This window comes from Paenibacillus sp. 1011MAR3C5, assembly GCF_003591485.1.
In the GTDB taxonomy this organism is placed as follows: domain Bacteria; phylum Bacillota; class Bacilli; order Paenibacillales; family Paenibacillaceae; genus Pristimantibacillus.
On sequence record NZ_QZCF01000004.1, the window covers coordinates 266,502 to 287,117 of the forward strand.

The 20,616-nt window shown below is 50.5% G+C and carries 18 protein-coding genes; 17 read left to right on the forward strand and 1 reads right to left on the reverse strand.

Translation table 11 applies throughout. From position 1 onward, the window contains the following. Positions 1–64 precede the first annotated feature (64 nt). Positions 65–1,162: an AI-2E family transporter gene (locus tag D3P07_RS14890; RefSeq protein ID WP_182914336.1), complete on the reverse strand. Its 1,098-nt coding sequence runs from the start codon at positions 1,160–1,162 to the stop codon at positions 65–67. Positions 1,163–1,303: 141 nt separating this feature from the next. On the opposite strand from D3P07_RS14890, the gene D3P07_RS14895 reads away from it, so the two are divergent. The 17 genes from D3P07_RS14895 (at position 1,304) to D3P07_RS14970 (ending at position 20,478) form a co-directional block, all read left to right on the forward strand. Continuing rightward, positions 1,304–1,870, forward strand: a complete 567-nt coding sequence (locus D3P07_RS14895; RefSeq protein WP_259391513.1) for an RNA polymerase sigma factor — start codon at positions 1,304–1,306, stop codon at positions 1,868–1,870. Continuing rightward, positions 1,860–2,792, forward strand: a complete 933-nt coding sequence (locus D3P07_RS14900) for a DUF4871 domain-containing protein (protein WP_119801018.1) — start codon at positions 1,860–1,862, stop codon at positions 2,790–2,792. Before D3P07_RS14895 ends, D3P07_RS14900 begins: the two co-directional genes overlap by 11 nt. 149 nt (positions 2,793–2,941) lie before the next feature. Beyond that, a complete protein-coding gene (gene speD, locus D3P07_RS14905; RefSeq protein WP_119801019.1) occupies positions 2,942–3,745 on the forward strand; it encodes an adenosylmethionine decarboxylase in 804 nt (267 codons plus the stop codon). Positions 3,746–3,759: 14 nt separating this feature from the next. Next, positions 3,760–4,629, forward strand: a complete 870-nt coding sequence (locus D3P07_RS14910; protein ID WP_119801020.1) for an SDR family oxidoreductase — start codon at positions 3,760–3,762, stop codon at positions 4,627–4,629. A gap of 118 nt (positions 4,630–4,747) precedes the next feature. Further along, the gene (locus tag D3P07_RS27590) at positions 4,748–4,870 is read left to right on the forward strand and encodes a hypothetical protein (protein WP_259391514.1); all 123 of its coding nucleotides are present in this window, start codon (positions 4,748–4,750) and stop codon (positions 4,868–4,870) included. A gap of 43 nt (positions 4,871–4,913) precedes the next feature. Beyond that, entirely contained in the window at positions 4,914–5,894 is a 981-nt protein-coding gene (locus D3P07_RS14915; protein ID WP_310732556.1) for a helix-turn-helix transcriptional regulator, read from the forward strand. Between the two features lie 54 nt (positions 5,895–5,948). After that, positions 5,949–7,187: an aminopeptidase gene (locus D3P07_RS14920; RefSeq protein WP_119801022.1), complete on the forward strand. Its 1,239-nt coding sequence runs from the start codon at positions 5,949–5,951 to the stop codon at positions 7,185–7,187. A 53-nt stretch (positions 7,188–7,240) separates the two neighbouring features. After that, positions 7,241–9,235 (forward strand): dihydroorotate dehydrogenase, encoded by a 1,995-nt coding sequence (locus D3P07_RS14925; protein WP_119801023.1) that lies wholly within the window; start codon positions 7,241–7,243, stop codon positions 9,233–9,235. A gap of 129 nt (positions 9,236–9,364) precedes the next feature. Continuing rightward, positions 9,365–10,417, forward strand: a complete 1,053-nt coding sequence (desA, locus tag D3P07_RS14930; protein ID WP_119801024.1) for a Delta(5) desaturase DesA — start codon at positions 9,365–9,367, stop codon at positions 10,415–10,417. Positions 10,418–10,483: 66 nt separating this feature from the next. Next, positions 10,484–11,623: a sensor histidine kinase gene (locus D3P07_RS14935; RefSeq protein ID WP_119801025.1), complete on the forward strand. Its 1,140-nt coding sequence runs from the start codon at positions 10,484–10,486 to the stop codon at positions 11,621–11,623. Further along, entirely contained in the window at positions 11,620–12,222 is a 603-nt protein-coding gene (locus D3P07_RS14940) for a response regulator transcription factor (protein WP_119801026.1), read from the forward strand. Before D3P07_RS14935 ends, D3P07_RS14940 begins: the two co-directional genes overlap by 4 nt. A gap of 281 nt (positions 12,223–12,503) precedes the next feature. Further along, the gene (locus tag D3P07_RS14945; protein WP_182914337.1) at positions 12,504–14,000 is read left to right on the forward strand and encodes an ABC transporter substrate-binding protein; all 1,497 of its coding nucleotides are present in this window, start codon (positions 12,504–12,506) and stop codon (positions 13,998–14,000) included. Between the two features lie 171 nt (positions 14,001–14,171). Next, on the forward strand, positions 14,172–15,653 hold the full coding sequence (locus D3P07_RS14950; RefSeq protein WP_147384523.1) for an ABC transporter substrate-binding protein: 1,482 nt from the start codon (positions 14,172–14,174) through the stop codon (positions 15,651–15,653). Between the two features lie 523 nt (positions 15,654–16,176). Next, the gene (locus tag D3P07_RS14955; protein WP_147384524.1) at positions 16,177–16,539 is read left to right on the forward strand and encodes a hypothetical protein; all 363 of its coding nucleotides are present in this window, start codon (positions 16,177–16,179) and stop codon (positions 16,537–16,539) included. Positions 16,540–16,546: 7 nt separating this feature from the next. After that, positions 16,547–17,509 carry an ABC transporter substrate-binding protein gene (locus D3P07_RS14960; RefSeq protein ID WP_147384525.1) on the forward strand — a complete coding sequence of 321 codons (963 nt, stop codon included), beginning with the start codon at positions 16,547–16,549 and terminating at the stop codon, positions 17,507–17,509. 363 nt (positions 17,510–17,872) lie between these two features. Next, the gene (locus D3P07_RS14965; protein WP_119801031.1) at positions 17,873–19,684 is read left to right on the forward strand and encodes a cache domain-containing sensor histidine kinase; all 1,812 of its coding nucleotides are present in this window, start codon (positions 17,873–17,875) and stop codon (positions 19,682–19,684) included. A gap of 17 nt (positions 19,685–19,701) precedes the next feature. Further along, positions 19,702–20,478 carry a response regulator gene (locus tag D3P07_RS14970; protein WP_119801032.1) on the forward strand — a complete coding sequence of 259 codons (777 nt, stop codon included), beginning with the start codon at positions 19,702–19,704 and terminating at the stop codon, positions 20,476–20,478. The last annotated feature ends 138 nt before the right edge of the window (positions 20,479–20,616 follow it).

Consider the following 20,616-nt stretch of genomic DNA (forward strand, 5'->3'; position numbering starts at 1 on the left):
CCCAGAGGTCATAGCCGACTTCTGAGGCAGCCTTTGTCTATGCTCACGCGTTTAGCATAATCCCTTATTGGGGATGGATATGGTGGTGCTTATGGGCATAAAAGATGCGTCGCCCATGCTTGATTAATACCTTCACAACGGCGTAAACCGGAACAACGATCAGAATGCCAATCAGTCCAGACAGGCTGCCGGCAGCAATAATAAGCACGATAACGGTCACCGGATGAATGTCCATCGTTTTCCCCATAATCTGCGGCGAGATGAAATTGCCTTCGATTTGCTGGATGATGATGGTGACCAGTATGACATACAATGCTTTTACAGGATCCTGGATTAGGGCGACGAGCACAGCAGGCGCAGCGCCGATAACGGGGCCGAAGAAGGGGACAATATTCGCCAGCATGCCGATAACGGCAAGTACAAGCGCGTATTCCAGTCCGATAATAGAATAGCCCGCGAGGAGCAGTATGCCTACGACAAGACTAATAACGGCCTTGCCTCTAATGAAGGAGGAGAGGGTATCATCCAGATCCTTCAGTAAGGGAGGCACATGCTCCCGGTAGGAGGTTGGCGCAAGGTCGATCAGCTTCGGAATAAGCTTGTCCCCATCCTTGAGCGCGTAAAAGAGGATGAACGGCACAAGCCCCAATACGAAAAGAGCATTGCTCATCCAGTTGAATACACGCAGCATACTGCCTGCGATCGAACCTGCGTATCGATTCCACTCTGAGCCGATTTCATGGTTCAAATTCGGAATGGCATCTCGTATAGGAGGGGCCAGAGCCTCCTGTCCGTTGCGAAGCGATTCAATGCCATCCGCCACAAATTCCACCATTTCCGGAACTTGAGCGACGAAGCTGGCAAATTGCTTTTGGAAGAAAGGGCCTGCTGTCATTATAATTCCGGCAAGAGACAGGCCGATGACGAGAAAAACGAGTATCACCGCGATGCTTCGCGGTGTTTTTCTGCGTTCCAGCCATTCCACAAGCGGACGGAATAAATAATAAAGTACGCCGGTTACGGCAAACGGAAAAAAAACCGCGTTTAAAACAACGCCGATAGGCTGAAACCAGCTGCGATTCAGGCTAAGCAAATAAAAGAGAAGCAGCACGAGAATAGCCATTACGAGCCATTTGAAGCCTTTTTTTTCTTTCCAAGACATGCGGCTATCCCCTTTCATGCGACAAGCGAATGATTGCTTATGATTTTTTTAAAGGTAAGTACACCTGAATCTCATATATGAAACGAAAAAAATATGGAAGAATGGAACTATTGGGATGCCTGAGGGGTCTTATTCATAGAGGTGAACAGTGTGGAGAAGCATTACTTGCATCATCTGGCGCCGGGCTTCGACCGCGCTGCCGTGCTGGAGGATATGATGACGGAATTCGGCGAGGATATTTGGAACTTCGCTTATTTTCTTACTCGCCGGCGTGACGCTGCGGATGATATCGCCCAAGATGTGTTTCTGATCGCGTATAACCGAATGTACACGTTCCGAGGAGAGGCAAGCGTGAAGAGCTGGCTGCTGAGCATTGCCCGCAACAAATCGTTGAATTACTTGAGAAATGCGTTTATACGAAGGACCGTGCTGATGGGGGCTTATAGAAGAGAAGGCTCGACGGCTTCTGCTGAACAAGTTGTATTCGAGCGGATGTCTTCCCGGGCAGTATGGGAGACCGTGATGAAGCTGCCAAGGAAGCACAGGGAAGTTCTGCTGCTTGCGTACCACTATCAAATGAAGATGGATGAGATTGCAGCGACGCTGGATTTGTCGGAGGGAACGGTCAAGTCCAGACTGTTCCGGGCGAAGAAGAAAATGTCCGAATTGCTGAAAGAGGAACAGGAAGGGGGCGAATATGATGGATAGTCGCAATGGGAACTGGGAGGCTGGACTGAAGGAATCACCTTTCTATCATACTCATTTCACGAATGATCTGAAGAGCAAGGTGAGGCAAGGAGTGAGGGGAGAAACCAATAGACGTAAACGGACATTCCCGGCTGCTATGTTAGCCTCCATCGCGATCATGGGAATGGCGTTATTTTTTATCGCGGATCACTTATCGCTCTGGCAGACAGAAGGGGAGGTTCCCCAGGCCCGTCATGCGTATTATGATAACGGGAAGTTGATTGTGGAGGTGTTTCCTGACCCCGGGCTTAAAGCTGGAGCGCCGTTCGGATATATCTTTCACTTTGCGGCACCTTTCAGCGATCTGTTGGGGAAGGAGCTTTCAATTGAGGCAGCGCATCTGCCTTCTGGCCAGAGCTTGACTGTAGTAGAACCGGCGATTGTGGAGGAGCCTAGTTCCGGTTATGCGGGACTAGATAGATGGACCGCAAGCTTCGCGCTGCCGCTGGGTGGCATGTGGCGTTATGAGATCAGCCTTGATGGCGAGTATTATGCCGATGTGGTGCTGGATGTAGCGGAGCCGGACTGGTCGCTTACGCCTACCTTCTCCGGGGAGACGTATAAGCTAAGAGGAATACCGGATGTCATTGGCTTCATTGATTCGGGGTTTATCGCAAACCGGTACAATAAATATATGTGGTTTTTCCTGGATAGAACCATGGCTCAAGAAGGCAACTTTGAAGTGAAAGCCGTACAGAAAGGCAGCGATAAGCTGTTGTCTATTTTCCAGTACGGGTCTGCAGGCGATTATTACAGGCTGCCGCCGTCCATGAAGCTGCCGTCGTCCATGAAGCTGCCGGAGCCGGGAAAATGGCGTCTGCTGCCCTATATGAACGGCAAGCTGATTGGGAGCATCGTTGTCGATGTCAAAGAAAACGAATAAAGCTAATTTAAAGGCATCCCCTTGTTCCCTGTGCAGGCAGCGAGGCGGATACCTTTTTTGCATGGCAGCGTTAATAGGGAATTCGCCGATTCATGGAATCAGCTGGCGGGTAAAAGGAAATAGTAGGTATGGAAAAGAGGTGCTCCCAAGTGAATCTAACGCCGGAGCAGCGGATACAGCTGCATGGCTTTAACAATCTGACAAAATCGCTGAGCTTCAATATGTATGACATTTGCTACACGAAGACGAAGGAGGAGCGGGAGGCGTACATTGCTTACATTGACGAGCAATACAATTCGGACCGGCTGACATCTATTCTGAATCATGTAGCGGATATCATAGGCGCCCATGTGCTGAATACGGCCAAGCAGGATTACGTGCCGCAGGGGGCAAGCGTGACTCTGCTCGTGTCGGAGGGGCCAGTTGTGGAAGTGCCGGTAGACACCTTCGAGGAGACGCCGGGACCGCTCCCCTCCGCCGTTGTCATGGCGCTGGACAAGAGCCATATTACGGTGCATACGTACCCCGAGTACCATCCGAGCGAAGGAATCAGCACGTTCCGTGCGGATATCGATGTATCGACCTGCGGCGAGATCTCACCTCTGAAGGCGCTGCGCTTCCTGATCCATTCCTTTGACACGGACATCATGATGATCGACTACAGAGTGCGTGGCTTTACCCGGGATATCGATGGCAACAAGCTGTTCATCGACCATGAGATCAACTCCATCCAGAATTATATCCCGGAGGAGCAGAGCAGGCTCTATGACATGATTGATGTGAACATCTATCAGGAAAATACATTCCATACCAAATGCAGGCTGAAGCAATTCGATCTGAACAATTACCTGTTCGGATATACGAGGGATTCGCTAAGCGATGGCGAACAGGCGGAGATCGAACGGCTGCTCAGGCGCGAGATGGACGAAATCTTTTATCACATTACGAAGTAAAGGAGAAGATGACAATGGCGAATTCGGATAAGAAGCAACAGATTTTCCCTCCGCAAAATCAGGAGAGGCAGCCTGGCATAGAATCGGATATGAATCCGTTGCCGATCTTCGAGACGGATCAATATAAGGCGGCAGGCAAGCTGAAGGAGAAAGTGGCGGTCATTACAGGCGGTGACAGCGGCATAGGCAGGGCAGTCGCCGTCGCCTTCGCGAAGGAAGGCGCATCGCTTGTCATCGCCTACAAGGACGAGCATGATGATGCTAATCGGACCAAGGAGATCGTGGAGCAGCATGGCGCAAAATGCAAGCTGGTTGCGGGCGATATCGGGTCGGAGACATTCGGGCAAGGGCTCATCCGCGCAGCAATCGAAGCACACGGCAAGCTGGACATTCTGGTGAACAATGCGGCGGAGCAGCATGTGCGCCAGAAGCTGGAGGATATTACGCCGAGGCAGCTGGAGGCTACGTTCCGCACGAACGTATTCGGCATGTTCCATGTCACGATTGCGGCTATGCCTCATCTGAAGCAAGGAGCCGCGATTATTAATACCGCCTCGATTACAGCCTACAAAGGCAATCCGACGCTGATCGACTATTCCTCCACGAAGGGAGCAGTGGTGTCGTTCACGAGGGCGCTGGCGGCCAATGTAGCAGGACAAGGCATTCGCGTCAATGGTGTGGCTCCCGGTCCCATCTGGACACCGCTTATTCCGGCGTCGTTCGATCCGCAGGCGGTTTCCACCTTCGGTTCGGACACGCCGATGGGCAGGCCTGGCCAGCCGCATGAACTGGCGGCGGCTTACGTCTATCTAGCCAGCGACGATTCCAGTTATATGACGGGCCAGATTCTTCATATTAACGGCGGAGAAATCGTGAACGGGTAAGACAATGCATTCTAAGTGAAAACAGGAGAGGCCGGTGCCCGGCCTCTCCTGTTCCATGTCTCTATTATAGAAGCCATGTTCCTTCGCATAGCATCCGCAATGCGGGGAGCTGCCGTCTATGTCCTTGATGCCGTACAAGTCCGACAAGTCCCAGCTCGCCTTCGCGGAGCCGCTCTCGAAGCGTAATCCGGATCGGCAGCCAATGCAAATTGGCTCATATACGACATCCACTGTCATATAAACATGATAAGATGGAAGCAAATGAACAATTTGGGGTAGAGGTGATGACTGTGCGTGCAGGAAGGCTGATGTCCATCGTATTGCTGCTGCAATCCGAGGGGAAGCTGACATCGCGGCAGCTTGCAGAGCGCTTGGAGGTTACAGAGCGCACGGTTCTGCGAGACATGGAGGAGCTAAGCAGTGCGGGAGTTCCCGTGTACGCGGAGCGCGGCCCGCAAGGCGGCTGGCTGCTGACGGAAGGATATCGATCTAGCCTGACGGGGCTTCACGCCGATGAGCTTACCGCTTTGCTTCTATCGAGCCAGGGCGATGCGCTCGGCGATTTGGGGCAGCGGCAGTCGCTGGAAGCGGGGCTTCGGAAGCTGCTGGCGGCGACAACGGATGCGGCACGGAGAAACGCTGAGCTGGTCCGCAGCAAAATTCATATCGACGGAGCCGGCTGGCATTCGGAGAAGTATGGCAAGGAGCAGCAGCCGCTATTGCCGATTGTGCAGGAGGCTGTGTGGGAGGAGAGGGAGCTTAACGTTGCCTATGAGCGCGGCGGGGTAGTTACAGAGCGAAGCATAAAACCGCTTGGCCTTGTCGCGAAACGTCATGTCTGGTACGTTGCAGCCTTGACTGAAGAGGATGAGATGCGCACCTTCCGCATATCGAGGTTCAGATCGGCAGAGCTGCTTCCGGGCGGATTTCGACCGCCGGATGGCTTCAGTCTCGCGGAATACTGGGAGCGTTCCTTGGCGGAATTCAAGGTGCAGCTGCCGCGTTACCCGGCTGTCGTCAGGATGAAGACGAGGCTTCTTCGCCAGCTGGAGTCGGAGCGGTATGTCCTTTCTGTGCGGCAAGAGGGGGCAGAAGGCACGGATGGCTGGACGACAGCCCGTGTGGAATTCGAAACACTGCAGTCCGCATGCCAGATTATGTTGAGCTATGGAGCGGGCATGGAGGCGCTGGAGCCTGCTGCCTTAAGGAAGATGGTCATGGATGAAATCGAGGCGCTCCGAGTGTTATACTGGAATCGTGCATAAATTACGGATAGGCGCATGCCTGATCCATCATTTGAAGATAGAGGAGATGTACATATGAGCACAAACATGGAGCAGTACTTTGAGAAATATGCCGAGCTGATCGTTCGTACCGGCGTTAACATTCAGCAGGGCCAAGAGGTATATATTAACGGAGCTTCCATCGAGATCGCGCCGCTGGTGCGCCTTGTGGCTGCCAAAGCTTATGATGCGGGGGCTTCCAATGTCCATGTAGAGTGGGCGGATGACCAGCTGTCCCGTCTGAAATACGAGAAGGCGGCAGACAGCGTGTTCAGCCATTTCCCGGAATGGGAGACCGCCAAGCGCAATGACTTCGTGAATCGCGGCGCTGCATTCATCTCGATCACGGCATCCAGCCCCGATCTGCTGAAGGGCATTCCGTCGGAGCGCATCTCTGCCTTCCAGAAGGCATCCGGCCAAGGTCTGCGCGAGTTCCGAAGAGCGATTCAATCGGATAAGGTGAGCTGGACGGTCGTTGCGGCTGCAGGCTCGGAGTGGGCGAAAAAAGTATTCCCGGATGTATCCGAAAGCGAAGCGGTGAACTTGCTGTGGAAGGCGATATTCGATTCCGTACGCCTGCATGACGCCGATCCGGTGCAAGCTTGGGTGAAGCACAATGAAACGCTGCACGAGAAGGCGGAGACGCTGAATTCACATCGCTTCCAGAAGCTGCATTATACAGCGCCGGGCACAGACCTGACGGTAGAATTGCACGAGAAGCATATCTGGGTAGCCGCGGGCAGCACGAACGAGAAGGGCTTCTCCTTCATGGCGAATATGCCAACCGAGGAAGTATTCACAGTGCCGCTGAAGACGGGTACTAACGGCTATGTGTCCAGCACGAAGCCGCTTAGCTATGGCGGCAACATTATCGATCGCTTCAAGCTCACATTCGAGCACGGCCAAGTAGTGAAAGTAGAAGCCGAGGAAGGCGAAGAAATTCTGAAGAAGCTGGTTGATGTGGACGAAGGGGCGAAGTACTTGGGCGAAGTTGCGCTTGTGCCGCATGAGTCGCCAATTTCTCAATCCGGCATTCTGTTCTACAATACGCTCTTTGATGAGAATGCATCCAATCACCTGGCGATCGGCAGCGGTTATGCGTTCAACGTGGAAGGCGGCAAGACGATGTCGCCGGATGAGCTTGAGGCTCATGGCGTCAACTCCAGCATTACGCATAACGACTTCATGATTGGCTCTGCCGAGATGGATATCGACGGCATCACAGCCGACGGCACAGTCGTGCCTGTCTTCCGCAAGGGTGCTTGGGCTATCTAACATGCCAGCGATGATTGCGGTGTAAAGCTTAGGGAAGGGGAGACCTGAACGCTATGCCGGATTGGTCCTATCAAACCATATTCCGACCGTTTTTGTCCCGGCTGCCGTCACGCGTCAGCCGGTCGTTCACACTGGGCGCGATGGGTGCGATTAGCCGCCTGCCGGGCGGTTCCTTCGTCATCCGCACGCTTGGACATATGGAGCTATCCCCGATACTAGAGCGCCAAGCAGCAGGCTTGGCGCTTCTTTCGCCTATCGGGATATCCGGCGGCGTCGATCCCTCGGGTGCCGCCCATAAGGCGCTTGCTCAGTTCGGGCCGGGCTTCATAGAGCTGGGTCCTGTGACGGTTAGCGCAATACGGGGTGACGAGCCGATACGGAACGATCTTGTGAGCGAGACGATTTGTTATCCCGACTACTTCGAGAATGACGGGCTTGCTGCCTTTGCCGAGAGAGTGAGTCGGAGAGACCATAAGCTGCCTCAGTTCGTGCGGCTGGCGCCGATGCCTGACGCCTCGCCCGATGAAGCGCTGATGCAGCTAGGCAGGATGATGGAAGCGCTAGCCGAGGCGGGAGCGGCCGGGTTTTATATGGATGTGGCTTCGGGGAATCAGTCATGGGATCAAGTGATGAACATCGGAGAGAGCCTGTCCAGGCTTCGGTGTGCCGTTACTGGCCTTCCATGGTTTCTGTATGTGCCTCTATCGCTGCCCGATGAACGGCTGCTGGAATTATTGGATTGCACGAAGGAAGCCCGCTGGCATGGCGCTGTCATTGGCGAGGCTTGGCTGGAGCATATCCTCATGGTTGAGGACAACCAGTCAGAGATTGGCCAACCAGCTGTCGAAGGAATGCAGAACGGCATGCCGATCAGGCAGGCTGTCGTGGGCAAGGCAGGGTTGGATGCATCGCTTGGCAAGGCGGCGATGCTTCGCGAGCGAATGGGAGAAGACTTCATCATTAAGGCGGGCGGAGGCGTCCATGAGCCGCTTGACGCGCTGCGGCTGCTTGAAGCGGGAGCTGATCTCATCATGCTGCATAGCGGGCTTATCCATTCCGGCCCCGGCTTGCCCAAGCGGATTAACGAGGCGATCATCTATGAGACGGTTCGCAAGGAGCCGCCGCCCGAGCCGATTCCCTTCTGGCGCAATTGGGGATGGATGTGCCTGCTTGGCATCGGCATGATCATAGGCGGACTATTGGCTTGGTGGATCGGGGCGACGGATGTGCTGCTCTCCTACGATACCGGGTTCCTTGGAATGTCCACCCAAGAGATCCACCATGTGAACCATCATTTGCTTCACTTCATGTCGCATGACCGGATTACACTAGCCGGTACGATGATCTCGATTGGCATTTTGTATTATCAGCTTGCCAGATACGGCTTGCGATACGGACAGCACTGGGCGCGAACGGCGATCGTATCGTCCTGTGCAGTCGGCTTCTCCAGCTTCTTTCTTTATCTGGGCTACGGTTACTTCGATCCGCTCCATGCGCTCGCGGCTGCCGTTCTCCTGCCCATGTTCATCTTTTCCCTCAGAGGCCATGCCGACAGGCCAAGCCGCAAACCAGTCAATCTGCGCAATGACCGGGCGTGGAGGCTGGCCATGTGGGGGCAGCTGTGTTTTGTTGCATTAGGTTTTGCGCTTGCGGCTGGCGGCCTTGCGATTGCCGGTGTTGGCGTAACGGATGTATTCGTGAAGGCGGATCTGGCCTTTCTCGGCACTACGCCAGACCAATTGAATGCCGTCAATCCGAAGCTGGTCTCCCTGATCGCTCATGACCGGGCAGGCTTCGGGGGAGCGCTGCTATGCGATGCCATTGCGATTCTTATTATTGCCCTCTGGGGGATCGGCGAAGGCAAACGCTGGATATGGTGGACGCTATTGATTGGAGGAGCGCCGGGATTTTATGCCGGACTATCCGTTCATTACGGCATTGGCTATATGGATTTTATGCATCTGCTTCCTGCATTCGTTGCGGTATTTTTGTACATAGCTGGCCTCATTCTATTGTATCCATACATGATGCGGAGATCGCCTATATGACATTTGTCATATAGGCGACTTGACGTTTATGACTAGGAGCAGGTACGGTCTTTACTCTACAATGGAGTAAGCAAGAGCCGGAGAAGGGTAGTACCTCCCGCTCTATGGAAATTCGAGGAGGACGTCAGCATGTCTGATCCCAAACAAATGCAATTGAAAAAAAGCGTAGCCCCTTACGAACGTTCCGAACTTAACGTAAGCATAAGGCAATTGTTCAATACGCTGCTCCCGCTCGTTGTCCTATGGTATGCCGCTTACTGGAGCTTGTCGATATCCTATTGGCTGACGCTGGCATTTGGCATAGCCACATCCTTTTTCGTTATTAGAGCTTTTATTATATTTCATGACTGCTGTCACGGCTCGTTCTTCAAGAGCAAGCGTGCTAACGATATTATGGGAATCATAACCGGAATACTGACGCTGGTCCCTTACCAGCAGTGGAAAAACTCACACGCCATTCACCACGCGACAAGCAGCAATCTCGACAAGCGCGGTGTAGGTGACTTGTGGATCTTAACGGTAGAGGAGTATGCTGCATCATCTTGGAAGCAGAAGCTCGCTTACCGGATTTACCGAAATCCGATCATTATGTTTGGTATCGGACCTATCTATGTATTCTTGTTTCAATACCGCTTTAACCGCAAGGGTGCCCGCCGCAAGGAACGGATGAATACGTATCTGATGAACGTGCTCATCGTTGCCGTGTATGCGCTTATGTGCTGGGCGATTGGCTGGCAGGCATTCCTGCTGGTGCAAGGGCCTATCTTCTATCTGTCTGGTGTGCTTGGCGTATGGCTGTTCTACGTGCAGCATCAGTTCGAGGATTCGTACTTCGAGCATGAGGAAGAATGGAGCTATGTGAAGGCGGCTGTAGATGGAAGCTCGTACTACAAGCTTCCGAAGCTGTTCCAATGGCTGACTGGCAATATCGGCTTCCATCATGTTCATCATCTAAGCCCGAAGGTACCTAACTACTATCTGGAGACCGCACATGATGCGGTGCCGCCGCTGCATAAGGCAACTACGATTACGATCCGCCAAAGCCTGGAGTCGCTCAATTTCAGACTGTGGGATGAAGAGGGCAAGCGGTTCGTCAGCTTCCGTGCGGTTAAGGATCGTCTGCGTCGTCCGTCATCTGCCAGCCGCATAACGGCCTCGGGCAATCCCCGCAAGGCAAGCTGATGCGGAGTATGCTACAATAAACGCAAACACAGGCGGCATGAGTCGTAAGGCAGAGGATGGTTGCTGATGAACAAGTGGTATCAAATTTTTCACCGCAATACAGGGCTGAGCCCGTACGTTTGGGTCGTCTTCTGCATCTTGCCGTTTTACTTTATATTCCGTTCGTCGTCAACGCCGGAGGTCATCTCCGGCATTGTCATGATCATTTTGTTCTTTGTATGCTACCGGCTGTCCTTTGTCTCCAAAGGATGGCTTGTCTATTTCTGGACGAGTGTGCAGATTCTCATATCGATTGCGATGACGCTACTGTTCAGCTATGTGTATTTCTCAATTTTTCTTGCTTTTTTTATCGGCAATATTCAAAACCGGGCAGGGTTCTTCACCTTATACGCCATCCATTTGGCAAGTACCTTCATTACGGTGAACTACGGCTTTGCGACGCAGAACCAGCTATTCTTCACGCAGTTTCCCTTTATTCTAATCAGTCTGATTGTCGTTATTCTGCTTCCGTTCAATACGTATAACCAGAAGAAGCAAGGGCAGCTGGAAGGCCAACTGGAAGACGCCAACAAGCGGATAGCGGAGCTTGTGAAGCAAGAGGAGCGCCAACGCATCGCGAGAGACCTGCATGACACGCTTGGTCAGAAGCTGTCCCTCATCGGACTGAAAAGCGATCTGGCGGGCAAGCTGATTCATAAAAATCCGCTTCGCGCCCAAGCCGAGATACGCGACGTGCAGCAAACCGCCCGCACTGCCCTCAAGGAAGTGCGTGAGATGGTCACCCAGATGAGGGGGGCCAGACTGGACGAGGAGCTGCATCGCGTTACGCAAATATTAGGAGCCGCAGATATCGAGCTTCACGTCGTAGGAGACTATCGGCTGAACGATACGAACCTGTTGACCGAAAACGTGCTTTGCATGTCTCTGAAGGAAGCGGTCACGAATGTCGTAAAGCATAGCAAAGCCAAGCATTGCACGGTCACCTTCACCTCAACCCCGACTGACTTCTCGATCACCGTATCGGATGACGGCGTAGGCATGTCCGTAAGGCCCGGGTATTATCGAGGCAACGGGCTTCGCGGGATGAAGGAGAGACTGGAGTTCGTGAACGGGAGTCTGAGCATCAGATCTGACAGAGGAACCGAGCTGAATATTACGGTGCCGCATGTCGTGAAGCGCCCCACGAAGGAGGAGACTAGCGAATGATTACAATCGTCATAGCGGAGGATCAACGCATGCTGCTCGGCGCGCTGGCCTCGCTTCTGGATCTGGAAGACGACATGAAGGTGGTAGGCCGGGCATCGAATGGCGAAGAAGCGATCGCTTTGGTCAAGCAGCATAAGCCGGATATCTGCATCATGGATATCGAGATGCCGCTTAAGAGCGGATTGGAAGCGGCGGAAGAGATGCGAGGCGCGTGCAAGGTTATCATTTTGACAACCTTCGCCCGGGCGGGTTATTTCGAGCGAGCGATCAAGGCCGGCGTCAGCGGCTATCTGCTCAAGGACAGTCCCAGCGAGGAGCTGGCCAGCTCCATTCGAAGCGTTATGTCCGGCCGGAAGGTATACGCCTCCGAGCTGATGGACGAAGCTTATGGCGGCGGCTCCGATAATCCGCTTACGGAGCGGGAGAAGGAAGTGCTCGAGCTGGTGGCCGACGGCAAAAACACGAGGGAAATCGCAAATGAGCTTTTCCTGACGACAGGGACGGTACGCAATTACATCTCTGTCATTCTGGATAAGCTGGGCGTGAGCAATCGGATCGAAGCGATTACGAGATTCAAGGAGAAGGGCTGGTTCAAGTAACCGGCTCTTTTTTTTATGCGGCGGGGGGGCACTTCTTAAGAAAGTTTAAGAAAATATTCACAACATATTTACAAGATGTTTACAACTAAAACAGGAATTCCGATTATAGTTAAGAGGAGACGGGGACCTGTAGGCTAGAAGGGCAAGGAAGATCGGTTTTTTATCAAAAAAAGTATGGAAAAACGATGTTACATGCAACTTTTCTGTTCGTAAAAACGTATAGTCTATGGTACATATTGGATTTCGAGGGAGTAGAAAAAAAGCGGGGAGAGGAAAAGGAAATGAAAAATTGGTTCAAAAAAGCAGCTTCCGTCTTGCTAGTAACGACGCTTCTGGCAGGCTGCAGCTTTGGCGGCAAAGAGGAGAGCTCGAATACGCCGCAAGCGCTCAAGGTGATGTATTACGATGAGGGTAGCTTCTTCCAGGAGTACGGCATGCTGTTCAGCACGTTATATCCGGAAATTGAGATTTCTGTAGTAACGACACAGAGCATCTATCGCGGCAATTCGGGTGAGAATGGCGAAGAGGTCGACTACGAGAAGGCTAGACAGGAACTCATTGATAAGGAAAAACCAGATATTCTAATGCTCGATATTGCAGAGTACGAGAAGATGTCACAGGACGGCAAGTTCACCGACCTGGAAGCTTTTATCACGAAGGATAAGTTCGACACAGCCGGCCTTGTGCCCGGCATGATCGACTATATGAAGGAACTGGGCGGCGGCCAGCTGTACGGTCTGCCTTCCGGCTTCAGCAGCCAAGTGCTGTTCTATAATAAAGGTTTGTTCGACAAATTCAATATTCCATATCCGACAGACAATATGACGTGGAACGAAGTCATTCAATTGGCTAGACAGTTCCCGACCGATGGAGAGAAAGAGGACCGCATCTATGGCCTGAAGGCCGGCTACAGCGGCAACCTGAGCGAGCTGGCGCAAACGATGGCTCAATCCGAAGGTCTAAATTATGTCAACCCGGCAACGAAGACAATGACGATTAATACGGCTGGTTGGAAAAATGCGGTACAAACAGCTTATGACGCTATTAAATCCGAAGCGCTATACTTTGAAGCGCAAGATAATATGGGCTTCTCGGGCAGCTACAACGATTACTTGCTGCGCAATCCGTTCACAAGCAATCGCGTAGCGATGACAATCGATGGAAGTTATTATATCCGCGATTTGAAGGAAGCTGCTGAGTATTACAGCAAGGAAGAAGGCAAAATCGTGAAGGATTGGGATATCGTGACGATCCCGGTCAGCTCGCAAATGCCTGATCATAGCACAAGCACATGGTATAACAACATCTTTGCGATTTCCAAGGATTCGCCAAATGCGGATGCAGCATGGAAGTTTATCTCGTACATCTCCAGTGAAGAGCATGCTCGCGTGAAGTCGAAGCTGACTTATAATAACGGCTTCTCCATCCACACGAAGTATATCAAGGATGATGAAGGACATAACTTTGCGGCGTTCTACAAGTTGAAGCCTTCGAAGCCGACTATGGACTACAAAGAATTCGAGAAGCTTCCTAAGCAATTTAGCATGATGTACTACTCTTATATGGAAGAGGAATTCAAAGCGATCCAGGATGGCAACAAGTCCGTAGATGACGCGCTCGCTTCCTTGCAGACGAAGGGTGAAGAACTGCTTGCCCAGGAGTCGATGACGGATGAAGAAGTCAACAAGCTATGGGAAGAGCGCAACGCGGAACAAATGAAGCAAATGCAAGAAGCAGCCGGAGAGTCCGGTTCTGTAGATACTGTTATTGTAGAATAGACTGCTAACTAACTAACGAATGAGACGTTTCAATGGCAAAAAGTCATGAGGAATGTCTCATTTTTTTGAGATAAATATGGTAAAAAATATATCAACTATTTGATATAAGTAAAATAATAATTGGTTAATTAGAGAATTTAGATAATTGGTTTGAAGAGAGGGGTTAATAAAGTGAAATATTGGTTTGGGAAGTTATCCTTATTGCTAGTTACTTGCGTTATGTTTGCCGGATGCAGCTTAGGAGGCAAGGAGCAGGAGACGAATGATCCCGTCACATTGAAGGTTGTATACTACTCCGAAGAAGAATTCTATCGGAACTACGGGATGCTGTTCAGCACGTTATATCCAGAGATCGAGTTCGAGGTAGTTTCACTGCAGCGGATATACAACGGCAACGAAGCGGATCCGGTTAAAGCCAAGCAAGAGCTTATTGAAAAAGAAAAGCCAGATTTGCTGTTGATCGATCTGTATGACCTGGAGACATTAACGGAGAAAGGCGAGCTTCTAAGCTTGGATACGTACATAGCCCAGGATAAGATCAATACGGATGAAATGGTGCCTGGCATTATCGATATGATGAAGGAGATGGGAGAAGGCCAGCTATATGGTATGCCGTCGTCATTTAGTGGGCGGGTGCTCTATTATAACAAAGGACTATTCGATGCTCATAACATTCCTTATCCGACTGATCAAATGACATGGAGCGAGGTTATCCAGTTGGCAGAGCGTTTCCCTGCTGACGGAGAGCCAATGGATCGAATATACGGAATTAAGCTGGGTTACTCCGGTCAGTTAAATGAAATCTCGGATATGATTGAGGGCAGTGAAGGCTTGAAGTACGTCAATGAAGCCACGAGACAGATCACGGTCAACACTCCTGCCTGGCAAGAGGCCGTGGAGTTGGCGAAGAAGTTGACTAGTTCGGAAGCGTTCTATCATCAGGATCAGCAGCGCGAACCAATGTCTATGACCTACCAAAGTTACTTGAAGCAAAATCCGTTTTTGTCCAACCGTGTTGCCATGCTCATTGATCAAAGCCATTTGCTCCGGGAATTGGAGGAAGTGAGCAAGCTTGGGGGGGATAGCGATGATTTGATCAAGGATTGGAATATGGTTACCGTGCCGGTTGGCGAGCAAAATCGGGACAGTACGACTGGCGTTTTTTTATCGGAAATATTTGCGATTATGAAAGATTCCACGAACGCGGAGGCGGCGTGGAAGCTGATTTCTTTTGTGGCTGATGAAGAGCATACTAGGTTGAAATCCAAGCTGGGCTATACCAGAGGGCTTCCGATTCATACCAAATATATCCGCGATGATGCGGGGCATCACTTCGAGGCCTTCTATAAGCTAAAACCATCGTTCAATAGAAAAGGAGCAGTGGAGAACAGGCTGCCCGATTCCTTCCACAATGAGTTTTATTGGGCCAAGCAGGAAGAGTTCCAAGCTGTTCAGGATGGGAGCAAAAGCGTAGAGGAAGCATTGTCAGCACTACAAGCGAAAGGCGAGGCCCTTCTGGCCAAGACGGAGGCTTCCGCTGACGGAAGCAAGCCGACTGAACAAGCGACAGAGACGGATATGCCGGCTGAAGGGTCGACGCAACCGGATACACCTGCGGAGGGAACGGATTTGGCGACTGACGAGGGAGCTTAAAGAAAACCGATGCATTTCTTAATAGCAGCGTTATCCGCTACAATCCGTCCGTCTATTTCTCACTGCTGAATCTTCGTTGGACATGTACGTTTTATCAGCCGAAGAGTCCGGTTCTGAACTAATGTAGAATAGAATAACTTGCAGGTGAGTGAGACATTTTGTGGCATATGCCATTTGAAATGTCTCACTTATTTAGTTAACTGATGTACGCCCACCTTGCAGCTTGAACATTTCCGAGTATATTCCGTTTGATTGGAGTAATTCCTCATGAGGTCCTTCTTCTGCGATCATACCCTTTATCAATTACCAGAATCATAATCTGAAAGACTGCAGGAACATTTCTTTTCATGCTTTTAGGTTCTGCTAATGTACTATTATCGGCTCCGTTGGCGTCGATAATAGCACTGTCTCACCGTCGTGACTCATTGACATAAGACAAAGCGATGATTAGTATTATTTAATATAATATATCAATTTTTGCTTATTTATCTATGAGTCATAATGGATTAAGCGGGGTGGATTAATGAAGAGGATATGGTGTTGTATTTTTATTATGCTTCTTGTTACTAGTCTGATCAGCGGATGCTCAATCGCAGAAAAAAAGAAAGATGAGGAACCAGTCACCATCAAAGTGTTAACTCCATATAAAAATGAATTTGAAAAATTTGAAACGATATTAAAAACGGAGTTTCCGCATATCAGCTATGAGACTGTAGGCATTATTGAGCTGATGAATAAAGAGGGAAACACCGTAAAGGATTATAATGCGCGTATTACAGAGCTAATGCAGGAGCATGATGCGGATCTGTACTTTAATTTTAATCCCGAATTGTATTGGAAAGAAATTCAGCTTGCTAACCTAAATACATATATTCAAAAAAAATGAGCTTCAGTTGAATGAGATTCAAAGCGAGATGATATCGCCAAATCATCCTGTGTATTATATTTCTCCTACTTTTGACCGCATAGTGCTTTTAATTAATAAAAAATTGTTGGAAGAAAGTCAAATTCAACTTGATGATTGGAATTTGACTTGGGAAGAATTGAGGGAGTTGACGCAACAACTGAAAACGGCTGATTCCACCCTGACAGGCTATGAAATAGAAGGAACCACAAATTGGAACAAATTGCTGACGGAAATAGCTGAATTGAATGGCATAAGCACTCGGGGTGAAAAAGGCCGTATCAGTTGGAGTCCGGAGTTGAAAACCATAGCGAAAGAGATGGTTGACGATGTGTCAAACGGCATATTACGTCAAGGTGATTCGAGCGCTAGAAACTGGAGCCAGCTTGCTTTCTTCATAGGTAAGGCCTCTAATATTCATACTTTGTTGGCTGACCCTGCAACTGCTTCGAGTTGGGTATTGGCGTCCATTCCACACTCGCTTCAACCTTCATTCTACAACCCTTATATTAGAACCACTAATATTGCGCTAAGCGAAAACAGCGACAAGAAAGAGCAGGCATGGGAACTAATCGAATACTTACTTAGTGAAAAAGCAGTTCCTGATCTAACCAATATTAGTCCGACGAAAAGTTTTTATTGGCAAGAGTTTGTTGGATTCCCTACGCATCTGAGCAAGGTGGAGCTCGGCAATATCTCATTGGATGTGTTAATGCCGGATGCTTCAGCAATAATGCCGGATGTATCGGCAACAATGCCGGAAGCGCCGGCAAATAGGGGCGGTGAAATTCTTGATCCCATGAAAGCATCTCTTTTTGCCCAAGAAGTAGACAAACAATTTACATCTGTGAGAAATAGAAGCATCCCTTTTGAGCAAGCGTGGGATGCCATTCAATCGCTAATAGAAGATATTAATGCTGATCCAGCGAACTTTATCACGATTCCAGGTTAACGGAAAACCTCCAGACTCTCGAAGAAGAGGGAACTGGAGGTTTTTGTTTTTCTGCAAGCTTTTCGGATATGTGGGAGTATGTTCCCGATATGGCTTTGCCAGACCTTTAAAGCTGCAAATAAACCATAAACAGCGGTAGGCCCAGGCGCAGGCTCATGTTCGAAGCAGCGGTAAACGTCGGTATCTTAGGGGAAATCCGCTCTGCGGGTCCAACGGCCATAGAACAAATCTACACATCAGATGATCGGAATGAGGCTGGCAGGCAACAAATTGATGCATTTATCGGGAGGCAGCCGAACTTGGCCCGGAGGGTGCTATAATGAAGGAGCCAATTACGAATACGACTCAAAGGGGCTTTCGAACATGAGAGGTTGGGGAAGATGGCTGCTGCCTACCAAGCTGAAGCATCGAATCTTCGTCACGTTTGTGCTGCTCATTTTGCTGCCTTTCGGCTTGCTGAACTTTTACAATTACCATCGCATTGAGGATTTGGTGCAGGAGAAGATTAGTGACCAGAGCCACGATCAGCTTGAGAACCTGCATAGCCAGCTTCTGGACCAGATGAGCATAGCATTCAAGACCCTGATCTTCCTGGAGCAGGACTCTACGGTTAAGGATGTACTGAAGCGTCCCGAATCCAGGGATGTCCTGGACAATAAAGATTTGGTAGAAGAGAAGTTCAAAAATTTGAATAACAGCTTTTTCCTCTATAATCCGTCCGTCTACTTCTCGCTGCTGGATCTTCACGGACATGTCTATACGTCGTATCAGCCCAAGAAAGCACTGGATTATGAGGAATTAGACAACAATCCCTGGTTCGAACAAGCGGAGCAGGATGCGGTGCCGTACCGCTGGGTGCCAAATGAAGAAAACTATGTGTTTCGCGATGTTTCGACTAGTCCCTATCTGCTGTCGCTGTATGCGATTCTGCGTGAAAGGGATGGGATGCCCTACGGCAAAGCTCGGGTGAGCATCGACTACTCCTATTGGTTCCAATCCACCGTGTCGGGATCAGGCATGGATCAGGACTATTTCATTCTGACACAAGAAGGCGAGACAGTAGCCCGTTCCGTCCGTGATGCGATGCTCCCTGATTCGGTTATGGAACGTATTACGGGACAGCGGGATGACGGTTACTTCATCGATGCGGATACGGACAGCCTGATCAACTACAGCTATATGGAATCGGTGGACTGGTACATGATTAACCGAATACCGTTATCGTTGCTGTTCGGTGAGCTAGACGCGTTGAAGAATAAATATTTTATGACGTTTTTTCTGCTGACGGCCGCCTTTATCGCGATGACCTTTCTCATTACCCATGCTTTCGTCCGTCCGCTAACCCATCTCCAGCATAAGATGAAGGATGCTGTCGCCAAAAACTTCAAGATCCGCCTGCCGGAACGGAAATATGCCGGCGAGGTGCTTGATCTGACGCGTACCTTCAACGGGATGCTTGGCGATATGGACCGGATGATCGGGGAGCTGAGATCAGAGCAAAGGCAGAAGGACGCCGTCCGGTTCCAGATGCTGCTTGCGCAGATGAATCCGCACTTCCTGCTGAATACGCTGAATACGATGAAGTGGATTGCGCTTCGCCATGAGCAAGAGGATATCGCCGATATGTGTGTTTCACTCGGCAAGCTGCTGGAGACGAGCTTGAATGCGGAAGTGGACTTGATTCATTTGAAAAACGAGCTTGAGCTGATTGAAGCTTTTGTCTATATCCAGCAGGTACGCCATAATTATCGATTCGATGTCCGTTACGAATACGACGAGAGCCTGCATTATGCGCTGGTACCCAAGCTCAGCTTGCAGCCCCTCGTGGAAAATGCGATACAGCATGGCGTATCAGCGCTGCCGGAGGGCGGACGAATCTGGATACGGATTCGGATGCTGCCTGATCGGCATGCGCTGGAACTGGAAGTGGAGGACAACGGCATCGGCATTCAGCAGTCGCTGAGCAGCAAGCGCCACCGGACCAGGCCCGGTATCGGATTGACCAATGTCAGGGAGAGGCTGCGCTTGCTCTACAAGGATGAGGGCGCGCTGGAGACGGTGGAGCTGGAGCAGGGGACGCTGATCCGCATGACCATTCCTTATCTTCTCTCCAAGCCGTTCAAGGTTGGTGATGATTCGTTGTTGCAGGTTGAAGCCAACAATCTTAAAGCCTAGCAGAAGGAGGGCCGCATATGTGGAAGGTGCTGCTGGTAGAGGATGAGTTTTTTGTGCGGGAATCGGTGAAGGAGCTGATCCGCTGGGAAGAGCTTGGTTTTACGCTGAGCGGGGAAGCGGGGGACGGGATCGAGGCTTTGGAGAAGATGAAGGCGGATGCGCCAGACCTGGTGCTGACCGATATTGTCATGCCGCGGATGGATGGGATCCAACTGTTGAAGGAAGCGAAGGAAGCGGGAATGCGCAGCAAGTTCATTATGCTGACATGCATGGGGGAGTTTGAATATATCCGGCAGGCGATGGAATATGGGGCATCCAATTATATACTTAAGCTGTCGATGAGCGTCAATGATTTGCGGGATACGCTCACGAAGATGAACAAGGAGCTGATGTCTTCGAGGGAGCAACTGAAGGGTATAACCGCTGCTTCGTCGATGCAGCCGGATAACAGGTCGCTGCCGCAGACCGCGCACCCTGAGGTGAACAAAATACTCGGTTATATCGAACAAAACTATGCACAGGATATTACTGTCAAGTCATTATCACAGTATGTCATGATGGGTGAAAATTACGTAAGCGCCCTGTTCAAGAAAAAGACGGGACGTAACCTTATTCATTATGTCCACGAGGTGCGAATTGGGCACGCGAAGCGGCTGCTCAAGGAGACGGAGCTGCCTGTTCATGAGATCGGGCTTCGGGTTGGGTTTGCGAACGATAATTACTTTATTAAAATTTTCAAGCGGGACACGGGCGTGACCCCAAGCCAGTATCGTCATGCCGAAGCGGCGCAATAGAACAAAAAAACGCTATGCGATAAAAAGAAAGCGCTTAATTCAGTGATTATGTTCCATGAAGAAAACAGAATTGTTACTTATGACGATGGCCCGCGGCTTGCTATTCTGTTCATGCAGGACACTGCTATTACTTGCAAG